Source organism: Pseudomonas migulae (assembly GCF_043225285.1).
Taxonomy (GTDB): domain Bacteria; phylum Pseudomonadota; class Gammaproteobacteria; order Pseudomonadales; family Pseudomonadaceae; genus Aquipseudomonas; species Aquipseudomonas migulae_C.
This window is the reverse complement of sequence record NZ_CP171224.1, coordinates 4979792-5000840: the sequence shown is the minus strand read 5'-3', so window position 1 is coordinate 5000840 and position 21049 is coordinate 4979792. Positions and strand designations below refer to the sequence as shown.

The window sequence follows — 21049 nt, the reverse complement described above, 5'->3', positions numbered from 1 at the left end:
GAGGAGGACCGCCATTTTCCCATTCTTCCATTAACCGCCTCAGCTCAGGCGGCATTTCTTGCGGTGCTTTGCATGTCATTTGATCACCTTATTGTTTTTGCGAATTCGACCCACTGTACTTTTGATGCATCAATAACAACGGCCTTGGCCCTGCTAGGTAACGGATTGTCGTCGCTATCGATCCAACGAGGGAACTCGAGAACAAACTGCCCGGTCGCAGGTGTCGACGGCCATTCGCTTGGCCAGCCAAACAGACGCCTTCCACCGATCAAATGCAATATCACAAACTCTTGCCTCGATGAAAAAGCACTGTACCACTCGCAAGGGAACGATTTTTTAGCCGTTATTTTCAGTTTCCTGAGTAACGCATGAAGCCTGTCGCCATGAGCGATATGACAGGAAAGAAACCCCATCACTAGCGCAATCACCGCCGACCACAACGCCTCAGATTTCCTGTCCCACACGCCGATCGAAAAAAGCCGTTCTCCCGCCAATAGCAACAGCCCTTCCAAACCGACCACCAGCGACTGAATCACAAACGTGAAAATCAACGCCTGAACGATCTGTACAAAGGTATCCGGTCGGTTGAACGCCGTGAGCGAGTAAAAAATCCACGCCGCTAAAAACCCCGGAAGCAAATACTGCAGTAGCGGGATCACTTCCTTGATCAAGCTGTCCATTGCCCTTTCCAATCCATTGAAAATTCGATCCAGGGCAAATAAATACAGCACCTCTACGGCCTGTGTCATCCACCGCGCACGTGCTGTCGTCACAAGAAATTTCGGGATTACAAGTGGGACTACAAGCGAAAAATCTTCCTACATTCAACAAAGAAAAACAGGACAAAAACTCAATCCGTGTCCGACGTCACCTGTTCCGAAAACCGCGCCCGATACCGCCCAGGACTCTCCCCCGTCCACTTCTTGAATGCCCGGTGAAACGCACTCGGTTCTTGAAAACCCAGTTGCTCGGCAATGTCGCCAATGCTGGCCTTGCTCTGCCGCAACTGTTCAAACGCAACCCCGCGGCGTACTTCATCCTTGATCTCCTGGTACGAACACCCTTCCCGCTCCAGCTTGCGGCGAAAGGTGCTGGGGCTGAGGTGTTGTTCCAGTGCGAAGGCCTGCAGCGTCGGCCATTGGCTGTAGTGGCTGTTGCGCAAACGCTGGTGAACTTGCGACGCAAGCCCATGCTGGTTGCGAAAGCGGATCACCAGCCATTGCGGCGCAGTGCGCAGGAACACCTTCAGCGAGGCCAGGTCCTGAACCACCGGCAAGCGCAGGTAGTGGCTGGCGAATTCGATTTCGGTGCGTTCAGCGCCGAAGGTCAGGTTCGGGCCCCAGAGCAAACGGTCATCACTGAGCGACACCCGTTCATGACGGAAGTCCGCGCGGTCGATGGGAATGCGCCGCCCGCCCAGCCAGCACATCAGGCTGATCATCAGCACCAGGAACGTCTCTTCGCCGAACCGCGCCAGATCATCATTTTGCGCCCGGGTTTCCAGGCTGATGACCGCGCGTTTGCCACGCACCGTCAGCGTGCCGCGGAAGTCGTGGAGAAACAGGGCAAAGTTGTTCAGGCACTGGCGCATGGCTTTGTGCAGGTCCGGCTCCTGAATCAGGGCCCGGCAGATCAGGGCGAAGCTGCCCGGCGGCATGCCATGGGAGTCGAGCCGGAAGAACTCGTCGTTCAGTTCGCGGATCTGGATCAGCCATAACGCCGCGAACGCACTGGCCGGCACCCGTGCCGTTGGCTGCCCGATCAACGCGGGGTCGATACCGGCCTGTTCCAGTGCAACCCCGAGGCGCTGCGGATTGTCCCCCAGCCCATGGATCATCGCCTGCACAAAGTAGGCGGCCACCGAGTCCTTTTCCCGCATTTGAACGCTTCGCTCCCCATCACCCGAATGGCAAAAAACACCAGCACCGTTGAACAGTTTCGGCATAGGACAACCGCCCCGCCGGTTCTAGACTCGCGGCCAATAGTACGCCTTCGGCCAGTGTGTCGGCCAAGGTATCGCAGGGTTTGACGGGAAGGACGTGTAGATGAATCTGCAAAACATTGGCGTGATCGGCGCCGGCACCATGGGCAACGGCATTGCGCAAGTCTGCGCCCAGGCCGGCTTCAACGTGACCTTGATCGATATCTCCGAGAGCGCATTGCAAAAAGCCCTCACGACCGTCGGCAAAAACCTCGATCGGCAGATCGCCAAGAACACGCTGACGCCAGAACAGAAACTCGCCACCCTCGACAAGATCCGCACCAGCACCGATTACAGCAGCTTGCAGTCGGCACAACTGGTGATCGAAGCGGCCACTGAAAACCTCGACCTGAAACTGCGCGTTCTGCAACAGATCGCCGCGCAGGTCGGCACCGAGTGTGTGATTGCCTCCAACACGTCGTCACTGTCCATCACCCAGCTCGCTGCCAGCGTCAGCCAGCCTGAACGCTTCATCGGCCTGCACTTCTTCAATCCGGTGCCGGTGATGGGCCTGATCGAAGTGATTCGCGGCCTGCAAACCAGCGACGCGACCCACGCCCTGGCGCTGGACATGGCGACCACCCTCGGCAAAACCGCGATCACCGCCGGCAACCGCCCGGGCTTCGTGGTGAACCGGATTCTGGTGCCGATGATCAACGAAGCGATCCTGGTGTTTCAGGAAGGCCTGGCCAGCGCCGACGACATCGACGCCGGCATGCGCCTGGGATGCAACCAGCCCATCGGCCCGCTGGCCCTGGCCGACCTGATCGGCCTGGACACCGTGCTGGCGATTCTCGAAGCCTTCTACGACGGGTTCAACGACAGCAAATACCGCCCTGCGCCACTGCTCAAGGAAATGGTCGCCGCCGGCTATCTGGGACGCAAAACGGGGCGTGGCTTCCATGCCTATGCCTGAGCGTTGCTCGCGCTTTGCCGAGTACCGGGACAAGGTGCTGGAACTGTTTGCCAGCAAGGGTTTCGGTCAGGTCGGCATGCGTGAGCTCGCGACGTGCCTGGGGCTCTCCCCGGGCTCGTTGTATCATCATTACCCCAGCAAACAGCACTTGCTGCTCGACCTGATCGAGGAGTTTTACGAGGAGCTGTTGGCAACCTTGGGGCGCATCGAGCAACAGGCGCCGGCAAAACGCGACAGGCTCAGCTGCCTGATCCGCGCGCACCTGACTTTGCATCAGGAAATGCCCTGGCATTTTCGCCTGACGGAACGCGACAGCGGTTGTCTGAATGACGAACAGCAAGCGCGGGTCCGGCAATTGCGCGAACAGTACGAACGCACATTGCTGCGGATGCTCGGGAGCAAATCCCGTCTCAGTGAACAGGCGCAACAGGCCGTCGGACACACCATAGCCAATCTGCTCAACAGCGCACCCTGCTGGCTGGCGAACCAGGCGTTGAATGAACATGAGCGCGACGAAATGCTGGAAAACCTCGTGGGTGGGGCCATCGAACGTTTGTTGCGTCCCTCGGCGCCACGGGATGCGGCCTAATGGCGGCGCGCGATAAATCAAAGCGGTTCAATAGAAAAACCATCTAAACGATTTTTGCCAATCTCCCCCTCTAAGGCTTTGCTGATGCCGTTGTAGGAGCGAGCTCGCTCGCGATGGTCGTTAACGATAACGCGTGCTGTCTGGGTAAACGCGGCGTTCTGGAGACCATCGCGAGCAGGCTCGCTCCTACAGGGAAAACCTCCGCCTTCGTCAACGGGAGCAAACATGAAAATCAATCCCTACCTCATCTTCAACGGCGACTGCAAAGCCGCGTTCACTTTCTATGCCGAGGCGCTGCAGGGCACGCTCGACGCCATGATGACCTTCGGCGAAACCCCGGCGCGCGAGCACGTCCCGGCAGATCTGCACAACCTGATCATTCACACCCGCCTGTCGGTGGGCGATCAGGCAATCATGGGGTCGGACACTACACCGGATCGCCCCACTGATGACATGGCCGGTTGTTCGGTCTCGCTGAACGTCGACAGCATTGCCGAGGCGGAACGGGTCTTTAACGCGCTGGCCGAAGACGGCAGCGTGCAAATGCCCCTGGAAGCGACCTTCTGGGCCGCACGCTTCGGCATGCTGGTCGACCGGTTTGGCGTGTCGTGGATGGTCAACTGCGAAAAGGATCAGTGAGCCCCAAGGCATGAAAAAGCCCAACCTGAAAAGGCTGGGCTTTCTGGAAACTCCCGGACCGTCTGCTACCGTCAACAGGCCACCCCGCATCGCGCAGCCGCTCCGGAGGAACCCCACCATGCCTGCCTATGACGCGCCCTGGTCCACCCGTTTAAAAATATCGCTGCTGGCAACAGCACTTGTCGCCGCCCTGCTGGCGTTGAGTGGTTGCGCCACGGTCGATGCCCAGACCACCGCTTATGTGGGCGTCGAACATCCCGCGCCGACGATGGCCAGTGAGGTCGTGGTGTTGCGCACCGAACCCCTTCGTCCGCACATTCGTTTGGGTGAAGTGCTGATCGACGCCAGCGTTGATCCCGCCCCGCCCATCACTCAGGTCGAAGAAAAACTGCGGGACGAATCGGCCAAGCTCGGTGGTGATGCCGTGGTGGTGGTCTATGACCATATCCAGCCGATGGGCGCCTACGTCAACGGGCCGCTGTGGGCTCGCGATGTCAGAACCATTGAAGGGCGCAAACTCAAGGGGATCGTGATCAAGTACCGGTAGCGGCCGCGCTTAACCCTTGACGCACACCACCTGACGCAAGGTATGCAGTACTTCCACCAGCTCGCGTTGGGCGTGCATCACGTGATCGATGTCTTTGTAGGCCATCGGTATTTCATCGATCACCGCCGCATCCTTGCGGCACTCAACGTGGGCGGTGGCGCGGATCTGGTCTTCGACGGTGAACAGGCTTTTCGCTTTGGTCCGGCTCATGGTGCGACCCGCCCCGTGGCTGCAAGAGCAGAATGATTGTTCATTGCCGAGCCCGCGCACAATGAAGCTTTTCGCGCCCATCGACCCTGGAATGATCCCCAGCTCTCCCTTCTGCGCCGACACCGCGCCTTTGCGGGTGACCAGAATTTCCTGGCCAAAATGCCGCTCTTTCTGCACGTAGTTGTGGTGGCAGTTCACCGCCTCCAGGGCGACGTCGAACGGCTTGCCGATCACTTTCCGGGTCGCCTGAATCACCGACTGCATCATCAACGCACGGTTCTGCCTGGCGAAATCCTGGGCCCAATCCACGGCTTCGACGTAATCATCAAAATGCCGGCTGCCTTCTTTGAAGTAAGCCAGGTCCCGGTCCGGCAGATTGGCGAGGTGCTGGCGCATGTCGGCCTGAGCCAATTGGATGAACAGGTTGCCAATGGCATTGCCCACCCCGCGTGAACCGCTGTGCAGCATGAACCAGACCCGGTCGGCCTCATCCACGCAAACTTCAACGAAGTGATTACCGCTGCCCAGCGTGCCCAAGTGTGCGCGATTGTTGGTGTTGGCCAATTTTGGGTATTTGTCGGTAATCGCCTTGAACCGTGGGTGCAATGCACCCCAGGCACGATCGGCCTGCCTGGGAACGTTGTCCCAGGCACCTGTGTCCCGAACGCCACGACCGACGGTGTGCCCATGGGGCACCGCTTTTTCGATCGCGCAACGCAAACCGTGCAGATTATCCGGCAGATCCGCAGCGGTCAGCGAGGTGCGCGCGGCGATCATGCCGCAGCCAATGTCCACCCCGACGGCGGCCGGGATGATAGCGCCGAGGGTGGGAATCACACTGCCGATGGTCGAGCCCTTGCCCAGGTGCACATCGGGCATCACCGCCAGGTGCTTGAAGATAAACGGCATCTTCGCGGTGTTGATCAATTGCTGCCTGGCTTCGGTTTCTACCGGCACGCCTTCGGTCCAGAGCTTGATCGGTTTGCCGTTGGCGACTTCGAGCAGTTGATAGGTACGGTCTTGCATGATCCGGTTCTTTGCGCTGGCCGATGTTCGGCGAGTTTATGAAGACTGAGCCGTCCGTTGAGTCTTCATAGTATCGCAGCGAAACCACGCTTCCAGCCCGAACCGCTGCAACGGAGCTGCCGGGTGTCCTCGGCGCCCCCGAAGCTTCACAACTTGGCGATCGACACCTCGGTGGATTTGACGAACGCGATCACTTCACTGCCGACCTTCAATTCAAGATCACGCACCGAACGGGTGGTGATCACCGAAGTGACGATCCCGGAAGCGGTTTGCACGTCGATTTCCGAGACCACGTCGCCTTCGACGATTTCCTTGATGACGCCCTTGAACTGGTTACGGACGTTGATCGCTTTGATGGTCATGTTGAAGCTTCCTGTATGAGATCGAACACATCCGAACGGATGGCCAGGCACTCAAAATGCACCTCAGGGAATAACATTAAAAGGAATATATAATTATCTATTTATACCTTTTAGAAATATAAAGGCTTGCCTGCGCTCGTCGCGCACACAAAAACCTGTAGGAGCCAGCCTGCTGGCGATGGCGATCTCAAAGCCCCCATGGCCGGCAAGTCCTACAGACATGTAACAGCAATTTGGGAACCGTCCGACATCAATTCCTACCAGCCCTTGGTAGCGTTACACAGAACCCGGCAACGGGACGTTCTGTTTATCTGGCCAAGGACGGTCATTTACACGTGTTGCACCAACGTCCCGGAGCCTGTGCCACGTCACAGGAAAAGGAACCCTGGATGTTTAACGCAAAACCGCATGCCGCCTTCAACCTCACGATCAACGACGTTCAACACGACCTGCAGGTGCTCAAGTTCACCGGCAAGGAATGCATCAGCAAGCCCTACGCCTTTGAGATCGAACTGGTCAGCGACAAGCGCGACCTGGACCCGAACGAGCTGCTGAACAAACTGGCCTTCCTAGCCTTCAACAACATTGGCGACGGTATTCACGGGCAAATTCACTGCGTGGGCAAAGGCAGTCTCGGCCATGGCCTGACCCGCTACAGCGTGACGCTGGTGCCTCGACTGGCGTACCTCGATCACCGCACCAACTGCCGGATTTTCCAGCAACTGAGCGTCCCGCAAATCATTGCGCAGGTGCTCGAAAGTCACGGCATCCATCGAGATTTCCACCAATTTCAACTGGGCAGTGTTTACCCGGATCGCGAGTACTGCGTTCAGTACAACGAATCCGACAGAGCCTTCATCGAACGCCTCTGCCAGGAGGAAGGCCTGCACTACCACTTCCAGCACAGCCGCGAAAAACACCTGATGGTGTTCGGCGACGACCAGACCGTATTTCCCCGCCTCGACCGTCCGACACGTTTTAAACACGACAATGGCCTGGTCGCTGAAACGCCGGTGATCAACCATTTTGACGTAGAGGTGAAAGCCGGCACCCACCGTACAACGCGCCGCGATTACGACTTCAAAAAAGCGCGAATCTTGCTGGAGGCAGAGAGCCGATCCGACATTTCCGGGACTCAACCGGCGCTGGAGGATTACCAATACCCCGGGCGTTTCACCCAGCGCGAGCGCGGCAAACAGTTGAGCCGACGCGCGCAGGACCGTCACGGCGCCGAGTGCCGGGTGGCGCGAGGCAAAAGCGATCAACCAATGCTGCTCTGCGGGCACTTCCTGCCGTTGTCCGAGCACCCGGACGAAGAGTGGAACGACCTGTGGTTGCTGACCGAGATCAAGCACGAAGGCGCGCAGCCGCAAGTCCTGCAGCAGTACGCGGCCTACACCGGCGCCGGCGTTGAAAACGGCTTTCAGGGTTATCGCAACCAGTTCCTCGCCACGCCCTGGGACGTGATCTACCGCTCTCCCCTTACCCGCGACAAACCGCGCATCGCCGGCGTGCAGAGCGCCGTGGTCACCGGCCCGAAAGGCGAGGAAATCCACTGCGACGATTTCGGTCGGGTCAAGGTGCAGTTCTTCTGGGACCGCGAAGGTCGTCACGACGATAAAAGCAGCTGCTGGCTGCGGGTTTCGTCGCTCCTGGCCGGCAATGCCTTCGGTGGTTTCGCCGTGCCAAGAGTCGGCATGGAAGTTCAGGTTTCCTTTCAGAACGGCGATCCCGATCACCCGGAAATCAGCGGCTGTCTCCCCAACAGTGCCAATCCTGTGCCCTACGAATTACCTGCCAACAAAACCCGCAGCGTCTTCCGTTCGCACAGTACACCGAACAGCACCGGGTTCAGCGAGCTGCACGTTGAAGACCGCGCCGGCCAGGAATTGATTTACCTGCGCGCCCAGCGGGACATGGAACAACGGATCGAAAACGACAGCCGCCTCGAGGTCGGCAACGAGCAGCGTATCACCGTCAAGGGCGACAGCATGACCGTGCTTCACTCCACGGAGCACCGCACCACCAGTGGTGATCGGCACACGCAGCTCAAGGCCAACGATTACCTGCAAGTGACCGGCAACAGCCACACCCATGTTGATCAAACGCTGGCCTTCAGTGCTGGCCGGGCCATTGTTATTGAAGCCGATCTGATCATTTTGAAAGCCTCAACCAAGGTCTTGATCGAAGGCGGTGGTGAACATTTACAGGTAGGTGGCGGCGGGATATTCGGCAGCAGCGCCTACCAGATCGGTGGCGCGCCGATGCACGTGCCAGCCGCCTCGGTCGCTGCACCTCGGTCAGTTGATGGTTTGTCTGTTCCCCCGGCGCTACCGCCCATGCTCGCCTCTTCCCAACCCGCACTGATGGCCGCAAGCAACGCACTGGCGGCGGACTTCTGCCCGATCTGCGAAGCCTGCCGAGATGGCGTCTGCCCAACCCAAGGAGCCGCCGCATGATCAACCCAATCCCCCGCCAATGGATGAACGAACAACGCCGCCTTGGCCATGAACTGTGTCTGGTGCTGGACTCGCAGAACGAACGCCACACCCGTCAGTTACTGATGAAAGCCAGCGGACATGACCAATACCTGAGCGTCTACAACGGCACCAGCCTCGCGAATCTGGCCGATGCCGGTCCGTTTATTTTCACCCTGGAACAGTCCGGCGACAGACGCCTCGACGACCTGCTCGATCATCCCGAACGCAACTGGGGCTGGCTCGCGAGCGTGGAAAAAGGTGCCTTGCGTGGATTGGTCAATCACTGGCAACAGCGCTTGATTGTCGGGACGCGGCCCTATCAGGCGCTGTACCGCTTTCACGACAACCGAGTGTTGAGCCGCGCGCTGCAACATCTTCCGCCAGAAGAATATCCGGCCTTTCTGGGACCAACGATCAGCGTCTGTTACTGGGACGGCACGACCTGGAAAACCGCTCAAAACCCCGCCCCTAAAACGTATCCCGTGCCGGACAACCCACTCTGGTTGCACACGCCCCTGCCCCACCCCCAAGCCTCGGAAATACGGCGGCTCAACGCCCATCGTTACTTGCTGGCCGAGCATGTTGAGGCATACGCCAACCTTGCCGAAGTGCATGACCCGGATGTGTGGTTGCGGGAGCGTTTGGCGCTGGCGGATGAGTGGGGTTGGGTTGAGCCGGAGCAGTTGGCGTTTCTGTTGATTCAGAGCTTGCAGGCACCGGGGTTTGCGCTGTCGCCGCAGTGGGGGGTGAAAGAGGATGAGAGTCCGGTGGAGCATGTTGAACGGGTGAGATTGTTAGTCGATTTTTGGAAGGAGGATGTGTCGATATGAGACTGATAACGGGCATTGCAGGTGTGGGTTGTTGCCTTGCGTTGGTCTCGGGTTGCTCTGGCGGGCAACCGGAGACATTCACCTTTACCGCCGATTTACCGCCCGATTTTGCCTACAAGGCCATCGCCGAGTATATGCCCGCCAAGGGTGAAACCTGCAACGTGCCGGGGGGAAGGAATACGGCCGTGGGGTACAACTTGAAATGGCGCGAAGGCTACCTACCAAATTCTGAAATTGCCATGTATCGAACAGTCAGTGGCTGTCCGCTGGTAATCAGCCGAATCAATTTGGATATCAAAGCTTCCTATTGGACACATCGAGGGGACATCGGTGGGGACAGCGCAATGGTCATCGTCCGCGATGATCTGGAGGAACAATACAAAGGCACGTTCAATGAAGCAGGTGAAAGCACTTTCTTCGGTCATTGTCAGTGGCTGTTTCGCACTTCAGGTGCGCAGCGACGCATTGTCAAAATCCTTGATTGCAAGACAGCGAACGCCCGAGGTGAGACGGAACGCGACCACCCCGTTGCGGGGTATAGCCTCGATCAGTTGAAAGGCAAAACCGTCAAAATGAAGATCAGTTTGGCTGCGGAAGAAAAGCCAGGCTGGGGTGACACATGGGTCGAAGTACCCGGTGGATGGAAGCGATGCATGGGGAAAAGTTTTGAAGATCAGGATGCGTTCTGTTTTGGAAATCGCTCTGATTTCAGCACTTTCAAAATGCCAGATGGCCGCATCTGCACTATTTACCCAGGCTGCACGGAATAAGGACATTGATCACATGCCAATTTTTTCTTCGCAGCAAAAATTTCTGCTGAAACTTTCTGCTGTCAGCTGCTCCATTGCGTTAATCACAGGGTGCGCAAACAACCAGCGGGACACATTCACCTTCACTGCGGATTTGCCGCCCAATTTTGCCTATCAAGCCGTTGCCGTATACGTCCCCGCCAAGAGCGAAACCTGCACCGTGCCGGGGGGAAGAAACACTGAAGTTGGGTACAACATGAAATGGCGTGAAAGTTACACGCCGAACTCTGAAATCCCTATGTACAGGAGAGTCAGTGGCTGTCCGTTGGTTATTTGGAAAATTGATCTCGAAATCAACTCCTCTTACGGCAAACAAAGAGGCGATTTCAGTGGAGATTTCGCAACAGTCGTCATTCGCGATGAGGTGGAAAGCAAGTACAGAAGTACTTTCGACGAAACGGGAGAAAGTGTCTTTTACGGTCAATGCCAGTGGCTGTTTCGCACCTCAGGTAAGCCTCGCATCCTCCGAAAAATTCTTGACTGCAAGTCAACTGATGCCAATGGCGAGTTGGACCGAGGCCATCCGTTCTCGGCTTACACCCTCAGCCAACTGCCAGGTAAGACCGTAAAAATGAAGATCACGTTGGCGGAAGTGGAAAGGCCCGCCATTGGTGACACTTGGGTCAAAGTTCCTGATGGTTGGAAGCGCTGTATGGGCGATAACTTTGAAGATCAATACGCGTTTTGCTTCGGAAATCATAAAGACTTTAGCAGCTTCAAAATGGTGGATGGACGCGTCTGCACTATTTACCCCGGGTGCACGGAATAAGGAGATTTTGATATGACATCCTTGGAAAAAGAGATGGAGTCCAGGCTGAGCAATCGTGTGCTTGGCTGCCCGCTTCAGGGTAAGTGGACTAGCTTTCAGTTGGTCGACGAATCCGGATCAGGGGAGCCTTACGCTGGACTAACATTTACTGCTGTGGACTCGGAAGGGCTCGAATACAGTGGCAATCTGGACATTACTGGCGCGGCCACAATAGAAAATCATTCTGCGGGGCCAGTGGCGCTCCTGCTTAACCAACAGTACGAAGGTCTTGAAAAATACTACTCGCTTCTACAGGAAAGACCTCATTACCCGTTAAAAATTACTGAACTCCAGGTACGCGCCGAACAAACCCGCTATTTGAACAAGAATTCAACCCGCACCAAAAATAATCCAGCCCAAGACTGTGCCGACATATTCCTCCAGGTAGAAGTGTGCCATCTGGTTGAGCATGTCACGCACTTACCTCCCGAAGTTTATCGACATTTTCCCCACAGCACGGGCACCGCGAAGATTATGGGCCAACACCGCAAGCTAGGCGTTGCCCTGATGCCGCAAAAACACACTGTGCTGGAAGTGCGCCCTCTTCGGGCATTACGCCCAATGCTGTCTATAAGCCCCGAGTTTTGTGTACTGAATCTCTATCAACTCGCTTTGATGGCGACATTGAGCTATTGCCCGTTCGGCATGAAACCTGAAAAACGTCCCATTGAATCAGGGTCAGTATCATTCCCTTTCCAACCGAGCGTCGGAAACTGGTTTGGAGATGCATTAGCTAAGGCCGATGAGCTGTGGCGTGTCGATGCGGCGCAAACAAAAGCTTTCTACCCACTGTACGAGGATGTCCCGTACTCCAAACGTCTGGAAATCGTGCCATTCGATCCAAACCTGTATGCCGTCAACAAACCTGGTCTAAAAGACAATCAGGAAAACCCTGCGAAAGTTCACTTTCTCGATGACAGAAAGCAGGGAGAGAAAACGACGGATACCCAAGCGTTCATTACTCACAATGACGAATTGATCCTGATTGCCGTGCGTGGCACGTCCGAACTTATGGCGGATGGGTTGCGCGATGCCGATGCCTCCCAAGTGCCTTTTGAAGATACGGAAAGCAAGGTCCATCGTGGCTTCTACGAGTCTGCGCAAAAAGCTTACGACTTCGTCTTGAAATACTTGGATAAATTCTACTCAGGGCAAAACCTCGTGATCTGCGGCCACAGCCTCGGTGGCGCAGTGGCTTTGATACTTTCGGAAATGCTGCGTCGCAGAACTGAGGGATACACCCTCCAGCTCTACACCTACGGCGCACCCCGTGCCGGCGATGCCAACTTCATCAAAAACGCTGTGGACCTGGTGCATCACCGCATCGTCAATCACAACGACCCGGTGCCGAGCGTGCCGGGCACCTGGATGGACACCAAGGCCGGCGTCTTCACGGCAGGTTTGGCCTTGACGTTTGCCCACGTGCCGGCCGGGTTGTCGGTGTTTTTTGCGGGCATCACTAACTGGACTGGCGAGCCCTACGATCACCATGGTTCGTTGCGGCACTTCATGCCGGTGGAGTTTGAGCGTGGGAAAATGTCCGCAATCCTGTGGGACCCTGGCTGCGACACCATTACTCAACATGCCGCGTGCAGTTTGGCGATTCAACAGAAAAACGGGTTGCCGGATCGACCGTCCTTGCTGGCGCAGATTTTCCAGGCTGGGAATCATTCGATGACCGGCGGGTATGTTCCGGCGTGTTGGGCTGTTTTGCTGCGGTGGAAGGTTGCGCACGAATCGAAAAAGTCGAGAGTTACCGATATCGAATTTAATTCGATCACGAGTTCGCTGGCACGAATTACTCGGCAGCTCAGGGATGAAGAAAATAATTTGCCCGGGCGTTCGGACGCTTATGCTCGCACGCGAGAAAAAATCATCACCGCGCTGAGAGTTGAGCGGAGCAAGATCGAAACCACCGTTAACCGGCTCAAAAAGATTCAACCTGAGAGGATCAGCGCACAAGCGCTCTACGGATCGCTATACGAGCAGCCCGAAGAGCTGATGAAGAACGTCGATCGTTGGCTGGCGCATCCCGAGAACAAGGTTGAAGACCCGTTCGCTACGGCGCCGGAAACCGCTGAAGATGACGCGCTGACAGCTTCGATTTATGGGCACACAGTCGGTGCGCCGTACACGCTGGATATCGATTCAATCTGTTAAACACGCCCGTGTTTAAAAGCCCCACCGGTTACTTCACGAAAGCTACAGCGCCTTGCGTCATTGCCTACGGTTACGCCAGAATCCGCCGGCTTGTGCGCCTTGGGGTCGGGTTTTATCGTGGGTCGGTCGCTGAAAATCAGTGATCGGGTTTGGTAGCCCGGATTTTCCAGGCGCATCGCGCCACCCTTTGCAGAGTAGCTTGAGCACTGCTGCATTATGGTGGCCATGCGCGGGGCGTCTTCGGACGCGCCGGGTTCCTGGACCGGTCTACCAACCTGCGTATGGCTGCCACCCACTCGTTTGGTAGCGAAGGGTGATGGCTCCTCATTTACATCCCAGGAGTTTCATCAATGATTAAGCCAACACCCAATCCGCCAGAAACAGCCCCCGAAAATCTCGATTCCGTAAACCACCCCGAAGACCCCGACCGCATCCCCTCCGCCGCCGACATCCGCGCCACCCCACGCAAACCTTGCACGATGTACATCATCGACCCGCAAATCGATACCCAAACCCTACTGGACGATGCGTGCGTATCACTGGCCTCGGCCCATGTCATGACCATGGATCTGGCGGATCGCACCTACGGGACCAGCGTCAATGCCCTGTTGGGCATTGCCCAGGTCATCATGCTGGCCGAACTCAGTGTGAACCGGGCGCTCGATCAACTCGATCCGGTCGAGTAAGTGCTGTCCTGTGGCGAGGGCATGTTTCCTCGTCACGCTACTGACCCAATCACTTGATCCGATAGTGAAAGGTATTACGCACCGCCGGCACCGAGACCACCTGCCCGCCAACGACTTTCGGCTGATAGCGAAAGGTGTTGGCCGCCACCAGTGACGGGCGAATGAACAGCGGATGACAGCCGTCGAGCACCTTGGGATTTTCCACTTTGCCCTGGGGATTGACGGTGTACTCCACGGTGCAGTCGCCTTCGATGTTCTTGTCCAGCGCCCGTTGCGGGTAGTCCGGTGCATCCTTGCTCAAGGGCAAATATTCGCGGCTGTTGGCGGCGGCCTGTGCCGCTTGCTGGCGGGCGCGCTCGGCGCTCAGGCGTGCCTGTTCGGCTTGGTGCGCCTGTTGCGCTTGCTGTTCGGCAAGGCGTTGTTGTTCCGCCTCGCGGCTGCGCTTTTCCGCGTCCAGACGCTGGCGTTGCTGCTCGGCCTGAAGGTCGCGCTTCTTGTCTTCGACACGCTTGCGCGCCAACGCGGCCTGTTCGAGTTTTTGCCCCTGGATCTGTGGATCGACAACGGGTTTGGCGGGCGCAGCAATCACCGGCTCGGGCGGTGCTGGTTCGACCAATGCCGGTGCCGGTTCAGGTGCCACACGTTGCGGCGCCGGTGACAACATCACCAGTTGAGTCCGCAACACGGCAGGCGGCTCGACGCGCGGTTTCTCCGGCGACCAGCCATGCACCAGCAGCGCCAAGACGATCCCGTGTAGCGCCAGCGCGAGACTCGCCGCCAGGCTGTTCTGCCAGAACCCGCTGCGAACCATGCGCGGCAACGTCAGGGAGGGGCTGTGCATGATCATCGCCGTCATTGCGGGGCCTCGGTCACCAGCCCGAGGTTGCTGACGCCGCCCTGCTGCAACGCCGCCATGGCCGCGACGACGCTGCCGTAGCCGGCGTCCTTGTCTGCGCGAATGTAGACCTGGGTGTCCTGGCGCTCGGCCACGATCTGCGCCACTTTTGCCCGCATGTCGTCGAGGCTCACGGCGCTGTCGGTCTGGTGTTGCGTGTCCAGTTCACCGCTTAGGTTCCAGTAGTAACCGCCCTCGGCCTTCACCGACAACGTGAGTATCTGCTGGCGCGTATCAGTGGCCAGGGCTTCACTGGCGATCTTGGGCAATTCGATCTTCACGCCCTGGGTCAGCATCGGCGCGGTGACCATGAAAATCACCAGCAGCACCAACATCACGTCGATGTACGGCACCACGTTCATTTCGGCCTTGGGTCCGTGCTTGCGTTGCGGTTTGATCAACATTTTCACGCTCCTCTCAAGCGGCGGCGGCCAGGTTCATCGGCGTGCCGTGCAACGTGCGATGCAGACGCACCTGAAGCTCGTTGCCGAAGGCGTAGTAGCGCGTGAGCAAGGTCTGGCTACGAGAGGAATAACGGTTGTAGGCCATCACCGCCGGAATCGCCGCGAACAGGCCGATGGCCGTGGCGATCAGCGCTTCGGCGATGCCGGGCGCTACGGTCGACAGCGTCGCTTGCTGCACCTGGGACAGGCCGAGGAAGGAATTCATGATCCCCCACACCGTGCCGAACAGACCGATGTAAGGGCTGACCGAACCCACCGTGGCGAGGAACTGCAAACCTTTTTCCAGCTGCACTTCCTGTTCGCTGATGGCCACGTACAACGCGCGCTCGACACCTTCGAGCACCACGTCAGGGGAATTGCCCGAGCGCTGATTGAGCAGATTGAACTCGTGCAGCCCGGCATGAAAAACCGGGGCCACGCCACTGTCGTTGCCCGCGGTTTCCCGGTACAGCGGCAACAGGTCGGATGCGCCGCGAAAGCGCTGTACGAACGCATTCATCTGCCGCTCGCGCTGTTGCAGCACGCGACCGCGCTGGATGATCAAGTACCAGCTGATCAAAGACGCCAGCAACAGGGTGAGCATGACCGCCTTGACCAACAGACTGGCGTCGCTGATCAGCCCCCAGATCGTCATGTGTTCGAGCGTGGCCTGCATGGTGAAACTCCTTGTGTGGCGCTCGCGGGCCGTCGATGCGCGACGGCCGTTGAGCTATTGGATGAAAGTGCGATGACAGGTTGATGACGGGCCGTGATCAGGGCAGCTTCAGGGCCTGGGTGACCTCGGCCCAGGGCACGAACTTGAAGTTTTGCGTCTGCTCGGGCATGCGCTTGCGGCCGTCCTGCACCACCAGCAAACCTTGGCCCCATGGCCCGCCGAGGTTCACCGAGGTGACTTCCAGGCCATCGGTTTCCGACGCACCGTCGATGCCGAGCGCGGCGTTCAGGCCGACGCGGAAGGCACCACGCACCGCGAACGGCGGCTCGGCGTCCAGCACCAGATAGCTGTCGTTGCCCTGGCTCGAAATCACCAGATAGTCATGGGCTGCGCTTTGATAGAGCGCCAGGCCTTCGACATCGGCATGCAGTTGCGGCCCGACCTTGATCACGCTGGTCAAGGTCGCCGGCTGATCGGCACGGGCATCCACCGCCCACACGCCGACATCTTCTTCACCCAGGAACAGCCGTTGGCGCTGATCGTCAGCCACGCAACCTTCGGGCTGGCTGTCGACCTTGAACTGGCGCACCAGCTCACCTTGCACGGTGCCGTTCGGTGCGCTCAAACGGTATTGCAGGAACGTGCCGTCCTTGCCGTTGGCGATCGCATAGAGTTCGCCGCTGGCAGGTTGAAACAGGCAGATGCCGTAGATTTCCTTGAGTGGCGTGGCGATCTCGCCGGCTTCGCGAAGCTCGCCACTGCGGCGGTCGATGCTGAACAGGCTGAGGCTGTTGTGATCGCGGTTGCTCGCCACGGCGAGGTCGACGGTCTGTTGGCCGAGTTTGAAATTCGCTCGTACATCGACGTTGTTCAGGCGGCCGACCGGCAACTCCTGAAGCAACTTGCCTTGCAGGTCATACGCCAGCAATCCCTGCTTTTTATTGGTGCCGAGTACACGGCTCAACGAGGGTTGCTGCGGGTGAATCCAAATCGCCGGATCATCCGCCGCATCGCCCTGACGCCCCACCGGGTCGCTCTGGCTGAGTGCTTTCACGTTCGCCAGCACCGGCGCCAGCGGCACCGGTGTCGGTTGCCAGTTCAGCTCGCCCTGGTACAGACGTCCGTCGTCATCGTCGCGCAGGAGTATTTGCAGGCCTTTATCGCTCGGGCGCAGGGCGAGGCTTTCCGGCTCCTTCAAACCGGGCAGCGCAATGCTGCCCTCGGCGATCCAGCGTTCGCCTTGCTGTTGATAGACATGCAACTGCGCCGCTTTCGGGTCCAGCGCAACGACGCCACCGGGCACCAACGCCATGGCGCCAGCGGTTCTTTTGACCTCGCCGAACGGTTCGCGCATCGCCACGGGTGTGCGACTGACGTCCGCTTCGGGATGTGCCGGGTAGGCCCACCAACCGACGTTCTCTTCGTTGACCACCAGTTGATTGGCGCCGTCGTCGACCCGGCAATCCGTGGCGGACGGCGGCAGCGGCAACCCGCGCACCCGCTGGGGTTGCGGGTTGAGCGTCGCGCCGTTACCCACCAGCCATTGTTCGCCCTTGCCCTCCTCGCCCACCAGAAACAGGAACAGGTTGCTGGCTTCGTCGCGGTACAGGCACAGGCCGTTGACCGGGTAATCCCGCGCCGGCAGGTACACCGGCTGGCCCCAGCTGCGCTTGATCGGATCGACGCTGACCAGCAGGGCTTGCTGACGACGGGTGTCGAGGCTGGCAACCACTGCGTGCTGGTCGGCGACGCGGCTGTCCAGGCGGCTGAATGATCCCTTCAAACGCGCCAGCTCCTGGCCTTGGGCATCGAGCAGCAGCAAGCCGTCACGCTCGCTGGCGGCCAGGCGTTCGGAGCCGGGCAGAAACGCCACGGCATCGACCGACAGGTTCGCTGCCCAGGGGGTCAGGGTCAGGCTTGGGGTAGCGGCCATTAACGGGCTGCTGGTCAGGCTGACCAAAACGGCCAGCCAGTGGTGCTTGAACGGAATACTCATGAAAGTCATTGTCCTGGAATCGTGTCGCGGCCATCGCCGGCAAGCCGGTGCCTACGGAGGCGGGGTTTAGAAGTGGGTGAAGGTCAGGCCGAGCTTGTAGGTCGGGCCGTATTCTTCGTACTGGCCGTTGTAGGAGCGGTGGCCGGTGTAGACGAAGTACGGCTCATCGGTGAGGTTCTGCGCCTCGAAGCTGACTTGCAGGTTTTTGGTCAGCGAGTAGCGGGCGCTGAAGTCGATGAAGGTCTGGGCATCGACGTGCAGGTCGTGGGCCTTGTCGTTGATCGAGGCCAGTTCATAGAGATAGTCCGACTTGTAGTTGGCCGACAGGCGCAGGCTCAGCTTGTCGTCTTCCCATCCGAGCATCAGGTTGCCCACCGTGTCGGACTGGTTGGGCAAATCGATGCTGCGTTTGCGGTTGATGCCACTGGCGGCGTCGAAGCCCTTGATCTCGGCATCCGAGCGGCTGAAGGTGGTGTTGGCGCCAATCAGCAGGCCGTTCCAGGGCGCCGGCAACCAGTCGAATTTCTGCGAGTACGCCAGTTCCAGGCCATAGAGCTTGGCGCTGTCGCCGTTGGCGAAGGTGTGCGCCTCGGTGAAATCGACCCAGGCACCGGTGCCCGCCAGGTCGGTGTTGTAGACGAAATTCTTGATGTCCTTGTAGAACACGAACGCCGAGACGGTGCCAGCGCGGCCCATGTAGTGCTCGATACCGAGGTCCAGGTTGCTCGATTCCAGCGGCTTGAGTTCCGGGTTGCCGAAGGTGGCTTCGTCATCGTCGATGACAAAACCCGGCGCCAGCTGGCCGAACGTCGGGCGCACCACGGACTTGGTCCACGCCGCGCGCACCTGGGTGTTCTTGTCCAGTTGATAGCGCGCATGCAATCCCGGCAGCCAGTGGTGATAGTTGCGCTTGGTCTCGGTGGCCTGGAACGCGCCATCGGTCACGCCGGTGCCCTTGGCTTCGAACTCGGTACCCTCGTAGCGCAGGCCGGCGATGAAGCGCCAGTCGTCGATATCGAGGGTGTTCATCAGGTAGCCGGCGTTGATGTCTTCGCTGATCTTGAAGTCGTTGACCCGCGATTCGACTTCGTCATAGAAGTCCGCCTGATTGAGGCCGCCGATCAACTGCTTGATCGCGCTGCCGCTGATGCCCGGGCCGAACTGGCCGAGGCGATAGTCCACGGTGCCCTTCTTGAATTGCGTCAGGTTGAGCTGATCGTCGCTGAAACCCAGGGTGTCGAAATCTTCATAGACCCAGGCGTCGAGGTCGTTGTCCTTGTTGCGTCGACTGACCTTGCCGCCGAATTTGACCTGGGATGCGTAGCCTTTGAAGTCGTAGTCCCGGGCCAGGTCCAGGCGCAGGTTTTTTTCGGTGTCGGTGGTGTTCTGCTTTTCCCATTCGACCTTGTCGAGGCTGAAGTTGGCCGGGTCATAAAACCCCTGGCCGATGATCGGCCGTGGCTTGTCCTTGTCGTAGAAACCTGTGTCGGCGAAGTCATCGATGCCGGCGAACGCGGCATTGGCGATGTGCCCCGGACTGTCCTCGCTGGAACGGCTGTAACCGGCCTGGCCGCTGAGGGTCCAGAGACCGAACATGCGCTCGCCGCCCAACACGTAGGATTGAATCTCCTGGGTCTCTTCGCGCTGCTTGAGCTTGCGCGAACCTTCGGCGTCGCCCAGCTCGCCTGGCGCCTGCGGGTCGGCGAATTCAAGGCTGGCGGCGTTGCGCGTTTCGCTGTCCTTGTAGCGGCTGTAGAGGGTGCGCAAGTAATAGCTGCTCAGGTCGTCAGGCTTGTAGTCAAAGTTGAGACCGCCACCGGCGCGCTCGCGGCTGATGTCGTAGTCGCGCTGCTCGAACTCTTCGAGTTTGGCGCCCTGCTGGAAATCCCAGGCACCACCGGTTTCGACGTTGTCCGAACCGAAGTCGCGCTTCTGCCAGCTCAGCGCGGCGGCCACGCCGAAGTTGTCGATGCCGTCGCCGAGGCTGAAGCGGTCACTGATCGCGCCGGAAAATTTCGGGCTGGTCTGGTGGGTGTTCTTGTCGTAGCTGGCTTCGCTGCTGCCGGTGTAGAACAGGCCTTTGTGATCGAACGCCGAGAGGCTTTTCACATCGACAGTGCCACCCAGGGAGTTGGCGTCCATGTCCGGGGTCAGGGTCTTGATCACTGACAACGATTGCACCAGTTCCGAAGGCAACACATCGAGGGCCACGGCGCGGCGTTCGCTTTCCGGCGACGGCACCAGCGTGCCGTTGATGGTCACGCTGTTGAGGTCCGGCCCGAGGCCGCGCACGCTGACGAAACGCCCTTCGCCCTGATCGCGCTCGACGCTGACGCCCGGCAAGCGTTGCACCGCTTCAGCAACGTTTTCGTCCGGCAGCTGAGCCACGCCGTCGGCATGCACCACGCTCTTGATGCTGTCGGAGTTGCGTTGTTCCTTGAGCGCCTGGTCGATGCTCGCTGCCTGCCCCACCACTTCGACGTGTTCGGTGTTCGCGGTGGTTTCGGCGGCGCTCAGGCGCTCGCTGGCCATCGCCATGGCCAATGCGGTGAGCGTGAAGCTGACGAGCCCGGCAGTGCTGCTGCGCTGGTACATGGTGGTCCTCCCCCAAGAGTCCGTTAACGCCAGGCAAGTGGCCCGGCAACTGGGAGGGCACGCTAGGGTCGGGGGATGACCGTTCTGTGACACCGGTGGGCGGGAAGCGCGGTAAATCGGGGTTTTGCCGGGGGGCGAAGGTCAAACTGAGCTGATATGACCCGCAAATGAAGCCAATGCTGGCGAATCCGGCTTTCCGTAGGAGCGAGCCTGCTCGCGATGGTCGTTAACGATAACGCGTGTTTGCTGGCTGAACGTGGCGCTCTTGAGTGCATCGCGAGCAGGCTCGCTCCTACAAAAAATCCTGTGGGCCGGTGAGCTGATTCGACCTCATACCTGTGTTTCATCGCCGTCACCCCGCTGTCACAAACATCTGCTGTGCTGACGCCCATTGCCTCTTT

20 protein-coding genes are annotated in these 21049 nt (G+C 58.8%); 10 read left to right on the top strand and 10 right to left on the bottom strand.

Annotated features, from left to right (window positions below):
- Positions 1-83 precede the first annotated feature (83 nt).
- Together ACF6ZU_RS22950 and ACF6ZU_RS22945 are read right to left on the bottom strand one after the other, a co-directional pair.
- The gene (locus ACF6ZU_RS22950) at positions 84-680 is read right to left on the bottom strand and encodes a DUF6338 family protein (protein WP_392893886.1); all 597 of its coding nucleotides are present in this window, start codon (positions 678-680) and stop codon (positions 84-86) included.
- Positions 681-850: 170 nt separating this feature from the next.
- Complete coding sequence (locus ACF6ZU_RS22945) at positions 851-1879, bottom strand: AraC family transcriptional regulator (protein WP_392887255.1); 1029 nt, start codon at positions 1877-1879, stop codon at positions 851-853.
- A gap of 166 nt (positions 1880-2045) precedes the next feature.
- On the opposite strand from ACF6ZU_RS22945, the gene ACF6ZU_RS22940 reads away from it, so the two are divergent.
- Positions 2046-2897, top strand: coding sequence for a 3-hydroxybutyryl-CoA dehydrogenase (locus ACF6ZU_RS22940; RefSeq protein ID WP_392887253.1), 852 nt, complete (start codon positions 2046-2048; stop codon positions 2895-2897).
- Positions 2884-3486: a TetR/AcrR family transcriptional regulator gene (locus ACF6ZU_RS22935; RefSeq protein ID WP_392887251.1), complete on the top strand. Its 603-nt coding sequence runs from the start codon at positions 2884-2886 to the stop codon at positions 3484-3486. The genes ACF6ZU_RS22940 and ACF6ZU_RS22935 overlap by 14 nt, the downstream gene beginning before the upstream one ends.
- A 17-nt stretch (positions 3487-3503) precedes the next feature.
- On the opposite strand, the gene ACF6ZU_RS22930 is transcribed toward ACF6ZU_RS22935, so the two are convergent.
- A complete protein-coding gene (locus ACF6ZU_RS22930) occupies positions 3504-3713 on the bottom strand; it encodes a hypothetical protein (protein ID WP_392887249.1) in 210 nt (69 codons plus the stop codon).
- On the opposite strand from ACF6ZU_RS22930, the gene ACF6ZU_RS22925 reads away from it, so the two are divergent.
- Positions 3712-4125: a VOC family protein gene (locus ACF6ZU_RS22925; RefSeq protein ID WP_392887248.1), complete on the top strand. Its 414-nt coding sequence runs from the start codon at positions 3712-3714 to the stop codon at positions 4123-4125. The genes ACF6ZU_RS22930 and ACF6ZU_RS22925 overlap by 2 nt on opposite strands.
- A 118-nt stretch (positions 4126-4243) precedes the next feature.
- Positions 4244-4672 carry a hypothetical protein gene (locus ACF6ZU_RS22920; RefSeq protein WP_392887247.1) on the top strand — a complete coding sequence of 143 codons (429 nt, stop codon included), beginning with the start codon at positions 4244-4246 and terminating at the stop codon, positions 4670-4672.
- Between the two features lie 9 nt (positions 4673-4681).
- On the opposite strand, the gene ACF6ZU_RS22915 is transcribed toward ACF6ZU_RS22920, so the two are convergent.
- Both ACF6ZU_RS22915 and ACF6ZU_RS22910 read right to left on the bottom strand, forming a co-directional pair.
- Positions 4682-5908, bottom strand: coding sequence for an RtcB family protein (locus tag ACF6ZU_RS22915; protein WP_392887246.1), 1227 nt, complete (start codon positions 5906-5908; stop codon positions 4682-4684).
- A gap of 146 nt (positions 5909-6054) precedes the next feature.
- Complete coding sequence (locus ACF6ZU_RS22910; protein WP_392887244.1) at positions 6055-6270, bottom strand: molybdopterin-binding protein; 216 nt, start codon at positions 6268-6270, stop codon at positions 6055-6057.
- Positions 6271-6659: 389 nt separating this feature from the next.
- On the opposite strand from ACF6ZU_RS22910, the gene ACF6ZU_RS22905 reads away from it, so the two are divergent.
- The 6 genes from ACF6ZU_RS22905 (at position 6660) to ACF6ZU_RS22880 (ending at position 14043) form a co-directional block, all read left to right on the top strand.
- Entirely contained in the window at positions 6660-8729 is a 2070-nt protein-coding gene (locus ACF6ZU_RS22905) for a type VI secretion system tip protein VgrG (RefSeq protein ID WP_392887241.1), read from the top strand.
- Positions 8726-9580, top strand: a complete 855-nt coding sequence (locus tag ACF6ZU_RS22900; RefSeq protein ID WP_392887238.1) for a DUF4123 domain-containing protein — start codon at positions 8726-8728, stop codon at positions 9578-9580. Before ACF6ZU_RS22905 ends, ACF6ZU_RS22900 begins: the two co-directional genes overlap by 4 nt.
- Complete coding sequence (locus ACF6ZU_RS22895) at positions 9577-10350, top strand: hypothetical protein (protein WP_392887237.1); 774 nt, start codon at positions 9577-9579, stop codon at positions 10348-10350. The genes ACF6ZU_RS22900 and ACF6ZU_RS22895 overlap by 4 nt, the downstream gene beginning before the upstream one ends.
- Positions 10351-10363: 13 nt before the next feature.
- Positions 10364-11158, top strand: a complete 795-nt coding sequence (locus ACF6ZU_RS22890) for a hypothetical protein (RefSeq protein WP_392893884.1) — start codon at positions 10364-10366, stop codon at positions 11156-11158.
- 12 nt (positions 11159-11170) lie between these two features.
- Complete coding sequence (locus ACF6ZU_RS22885) at positions 11171-13357, top strand: lipase family protein (protein ID WP_392887235.1); 2187 nt, start codon at positions 11171-11173, stop codon at positions 13355-13357.
- Between the two features lie 350 nt (positions 13358-13707).
- A complete protein-coding gene (locus ACF6ZU_RS22880; RefSeq protein ID WP_392887233.1) occupies positions 13708-14043 on the top strand; it encodes a DUF6124 family protein in 336 nt (111 codons plus the stop codon).
- Between the two features lie 49 nt (positions 14044-14092).
- Here ACF6ZU_RS22880 and ACF6ZU_RS22875 read toward each other — a convergent pair whose 3' ends face one another.
- The 5 genes from ACF6ZU_RS22875 to ACF6ZU_RS22855 form a co-directional block, all read right to left on the bottom strand.
- Positions 14093-14899, bottom strand: a complete 807-nt coding sequence (locus tag ACF6ZU_RS22875; protein WP_392887232.1) for a TonB family protein — start codon at positions 14897-14899, stop codon at positions 14093-14095.
- The gene (gene tolR, locus ACF6ZU_RS22870; protein ID WP_392887230.1) at positions 14896-15342 is read right to left on the bottom strand and encodes a protein TolR; all 447 of its coding nucleotides are present in this window, start codon (positions 15340-15342) and stop codon (positions 14896-14898) included. The genes ACF6ZU_RS22875 and tolR overlap by 4 nt, the downstream gene beginning before the upstream one ends.
- A 13-nt stretch (positions 15343-15355) precedes the next feature.
- The gene (gene tolQ / locus ACF6ZU_RS22865) at positions 15356-16057 is read right to left on the bottom strand and encodes a protein TolQ (RefSeq protein WP_392887228.1); all 702 of its coding nucleotides are present in this window, start codon (positions 16055-16057) and stop codon (positions 15356-15358) included.
- A 97-nt stretch (positions 16058-16154) separates the two neighbouring features.
- Complete coding sequence (locus tag ACF6ZU_RS22860) at positions 16155-18053, bottom strand: phytase (RefSeq protein ID WP_392887226.1); 1899 nt, start codon at positions 18051-18053, stop codon at positions 16155-16157.
- Positions 18054-18119: 66 nt separating this feature from the next.
- A complete protein-coding gene (locus ACF6ZU_RS22855) occupies positions 18120-20648 on the bottom strand; it encodes a TonB-dependent receptor (RefSeq protein ID WP_392887224.1) in 2529 nt (842 codons plus the stop codon).
- Positions 20649-21049 lie beyond the last annotated feature (401 nt).

Excerpts from the sequence above, each read along its gene's own strand:
- ACF6ZU_RS22940 (WP_392887253.1), top strand. The coding sequence starts at position 2,046 with ATGAATCTGCAAAACATTGGCGTGATCGGCGCCGGCACCATGGGCAAC.
- ACF6ZU_RS22860 (WP_392887226.1), bottom strand. The coding sequence starts at position 18,053 with ATGAGTATTCCGTTCAAGCACCACTGGCTGGCCGTTTTGGTCAGCCTG.
- ACF6ZU_RS22880 (WP_392887233.1), top strand. The coding sequence starts at position 13,708 with ATGATTAAGCCAACACCCAATCCGCCAGAAACAGCCCCCGAAAATCTC.
- ACF6ZU_RS22885 (WP_392887235.1), top strand. The coding sequence starts at position 11,171 with ATGACATCCTTGGAAAAAGAGATGGAGTCCAGGCTGAGCAATCGTGTG.
- ACF6ZU_RS22945 (WP_392887255.1), bottom strand. The coding sequence starts at position 1,879 with ATGCGGGAAAAGGACTCGGTGGCCGCCTACTTTGTGCAGGCGATGATC.
- ACF6ZU_RS22925 (WP_392887248.1), top strand. The coding sequence starts at position 3,712 with ATGAAAATCAATCCCTACCTCATCTTCAACGGCGACTGCAAAGCCGCG.
- ACF6ZU_RS22875 (WP_392887232.1), bottom strand. The coding sequence starts at position 14,899 with ATGACGGCGATGATCATGCACAGCCCCTCCCTGACGTTGCCGCGCATG.
- tolQ (WP_392887228.1), bottom strand. The coding sequence starts at position 16,057 with ATGCAGGCCACGCTCGAACACATGACGATCTGGGGGCTGATCAGCGAC.
- ACF6ZU_RS22910 (WP_392887244.1), bottom strand. The coding sequence starts at position 6,270 with ATGACCATCAAAGCGATCAACGTCCGTAACCAGTTCAAGGGCGTCATC.
- ACF6ZU_RS22930 (WP_392887249.1), bottom strand. The coding sequence starts at position 3,713 with ATGTTTGCTCCCGTTGACGAAGGCGGAGGTTTTCCCTGTAGGAGCGAG.
- ACF6ZU_RS22920 (WP_392887247.1), top strand. The coding sequence starts at position 4,244 with ATGCCTGCCTATGACGCGCCCTGGTCCACCCGTTTAAAAATATCGCTG.
- ACF6ZU_RS22855 (WP_392887224.1), bottom strand. The coding sequence starts at position 20,648 with ATGTACCAGCGCAGCAGCACTGCCGGGCTCGTCAGCTTCACGCTCACC.
- ACF6ZU_RS22895 (WP_392887237.1), top strand. The coding sequence starts at position 9,577 with ATGAGACTGATAACGGGCATTGCAGGTGTGGGTTGTTGCCTTGCGTTG.
- ACF6ZU_RS22905 (WP_392887241.1), top strand. The coding sequence starts at position 6,660 with ATGTTTAACGCAAAACCGCATGCCGCCTTCAACCTCACGATCAACGAC.
- ACF6ZU_RS22935 (WP_392887251.1), top strand. The coding sequence starts at position 2,884 with ATGCCTATGCCTGAGCGTTGCTCGCGCTTTGCCGAGTACCGGGACAAG.
- ACF6ZU_RS22890 (WP_392893884.1), top strand. The coding sequence starts at position 10,364 with ATGCCAATTTTTTCTTCGCAGCAAAAATTTCTGCTGAAACTTTCTGCT.
- tolR (WP_392887230.1), bottom strand. The coding sequence starts at position 15,342 with ATGTTGATCAAACCGCAACGCAAGCACGGACCCAAGGCCGAAATGAAC.
- ACF6ZU_RS22900 (WP_392887238.1), top strand. The coding sequence starts at position 8,726 with ATGATCAACCCAATCCCCCGCCAATGGATGAACGAACAACGCCGCCTT.
- ACF6ZU_RS22915 (WP_392887246.1), bottom strand. The coding sequence starts at position 5,908 with ATGCAAGACCGTACCTATCAACTGCTCGAAGTCGCCAACGGCAAACCG.
- ACF6ZU_RS22950 (WP_392893886.1), bottom strand. The coding sequence starts at position 680 with ATGGACAGCTTGATCAAGGAAGTGATCCCGCTACTGCAGTATTTGCTT.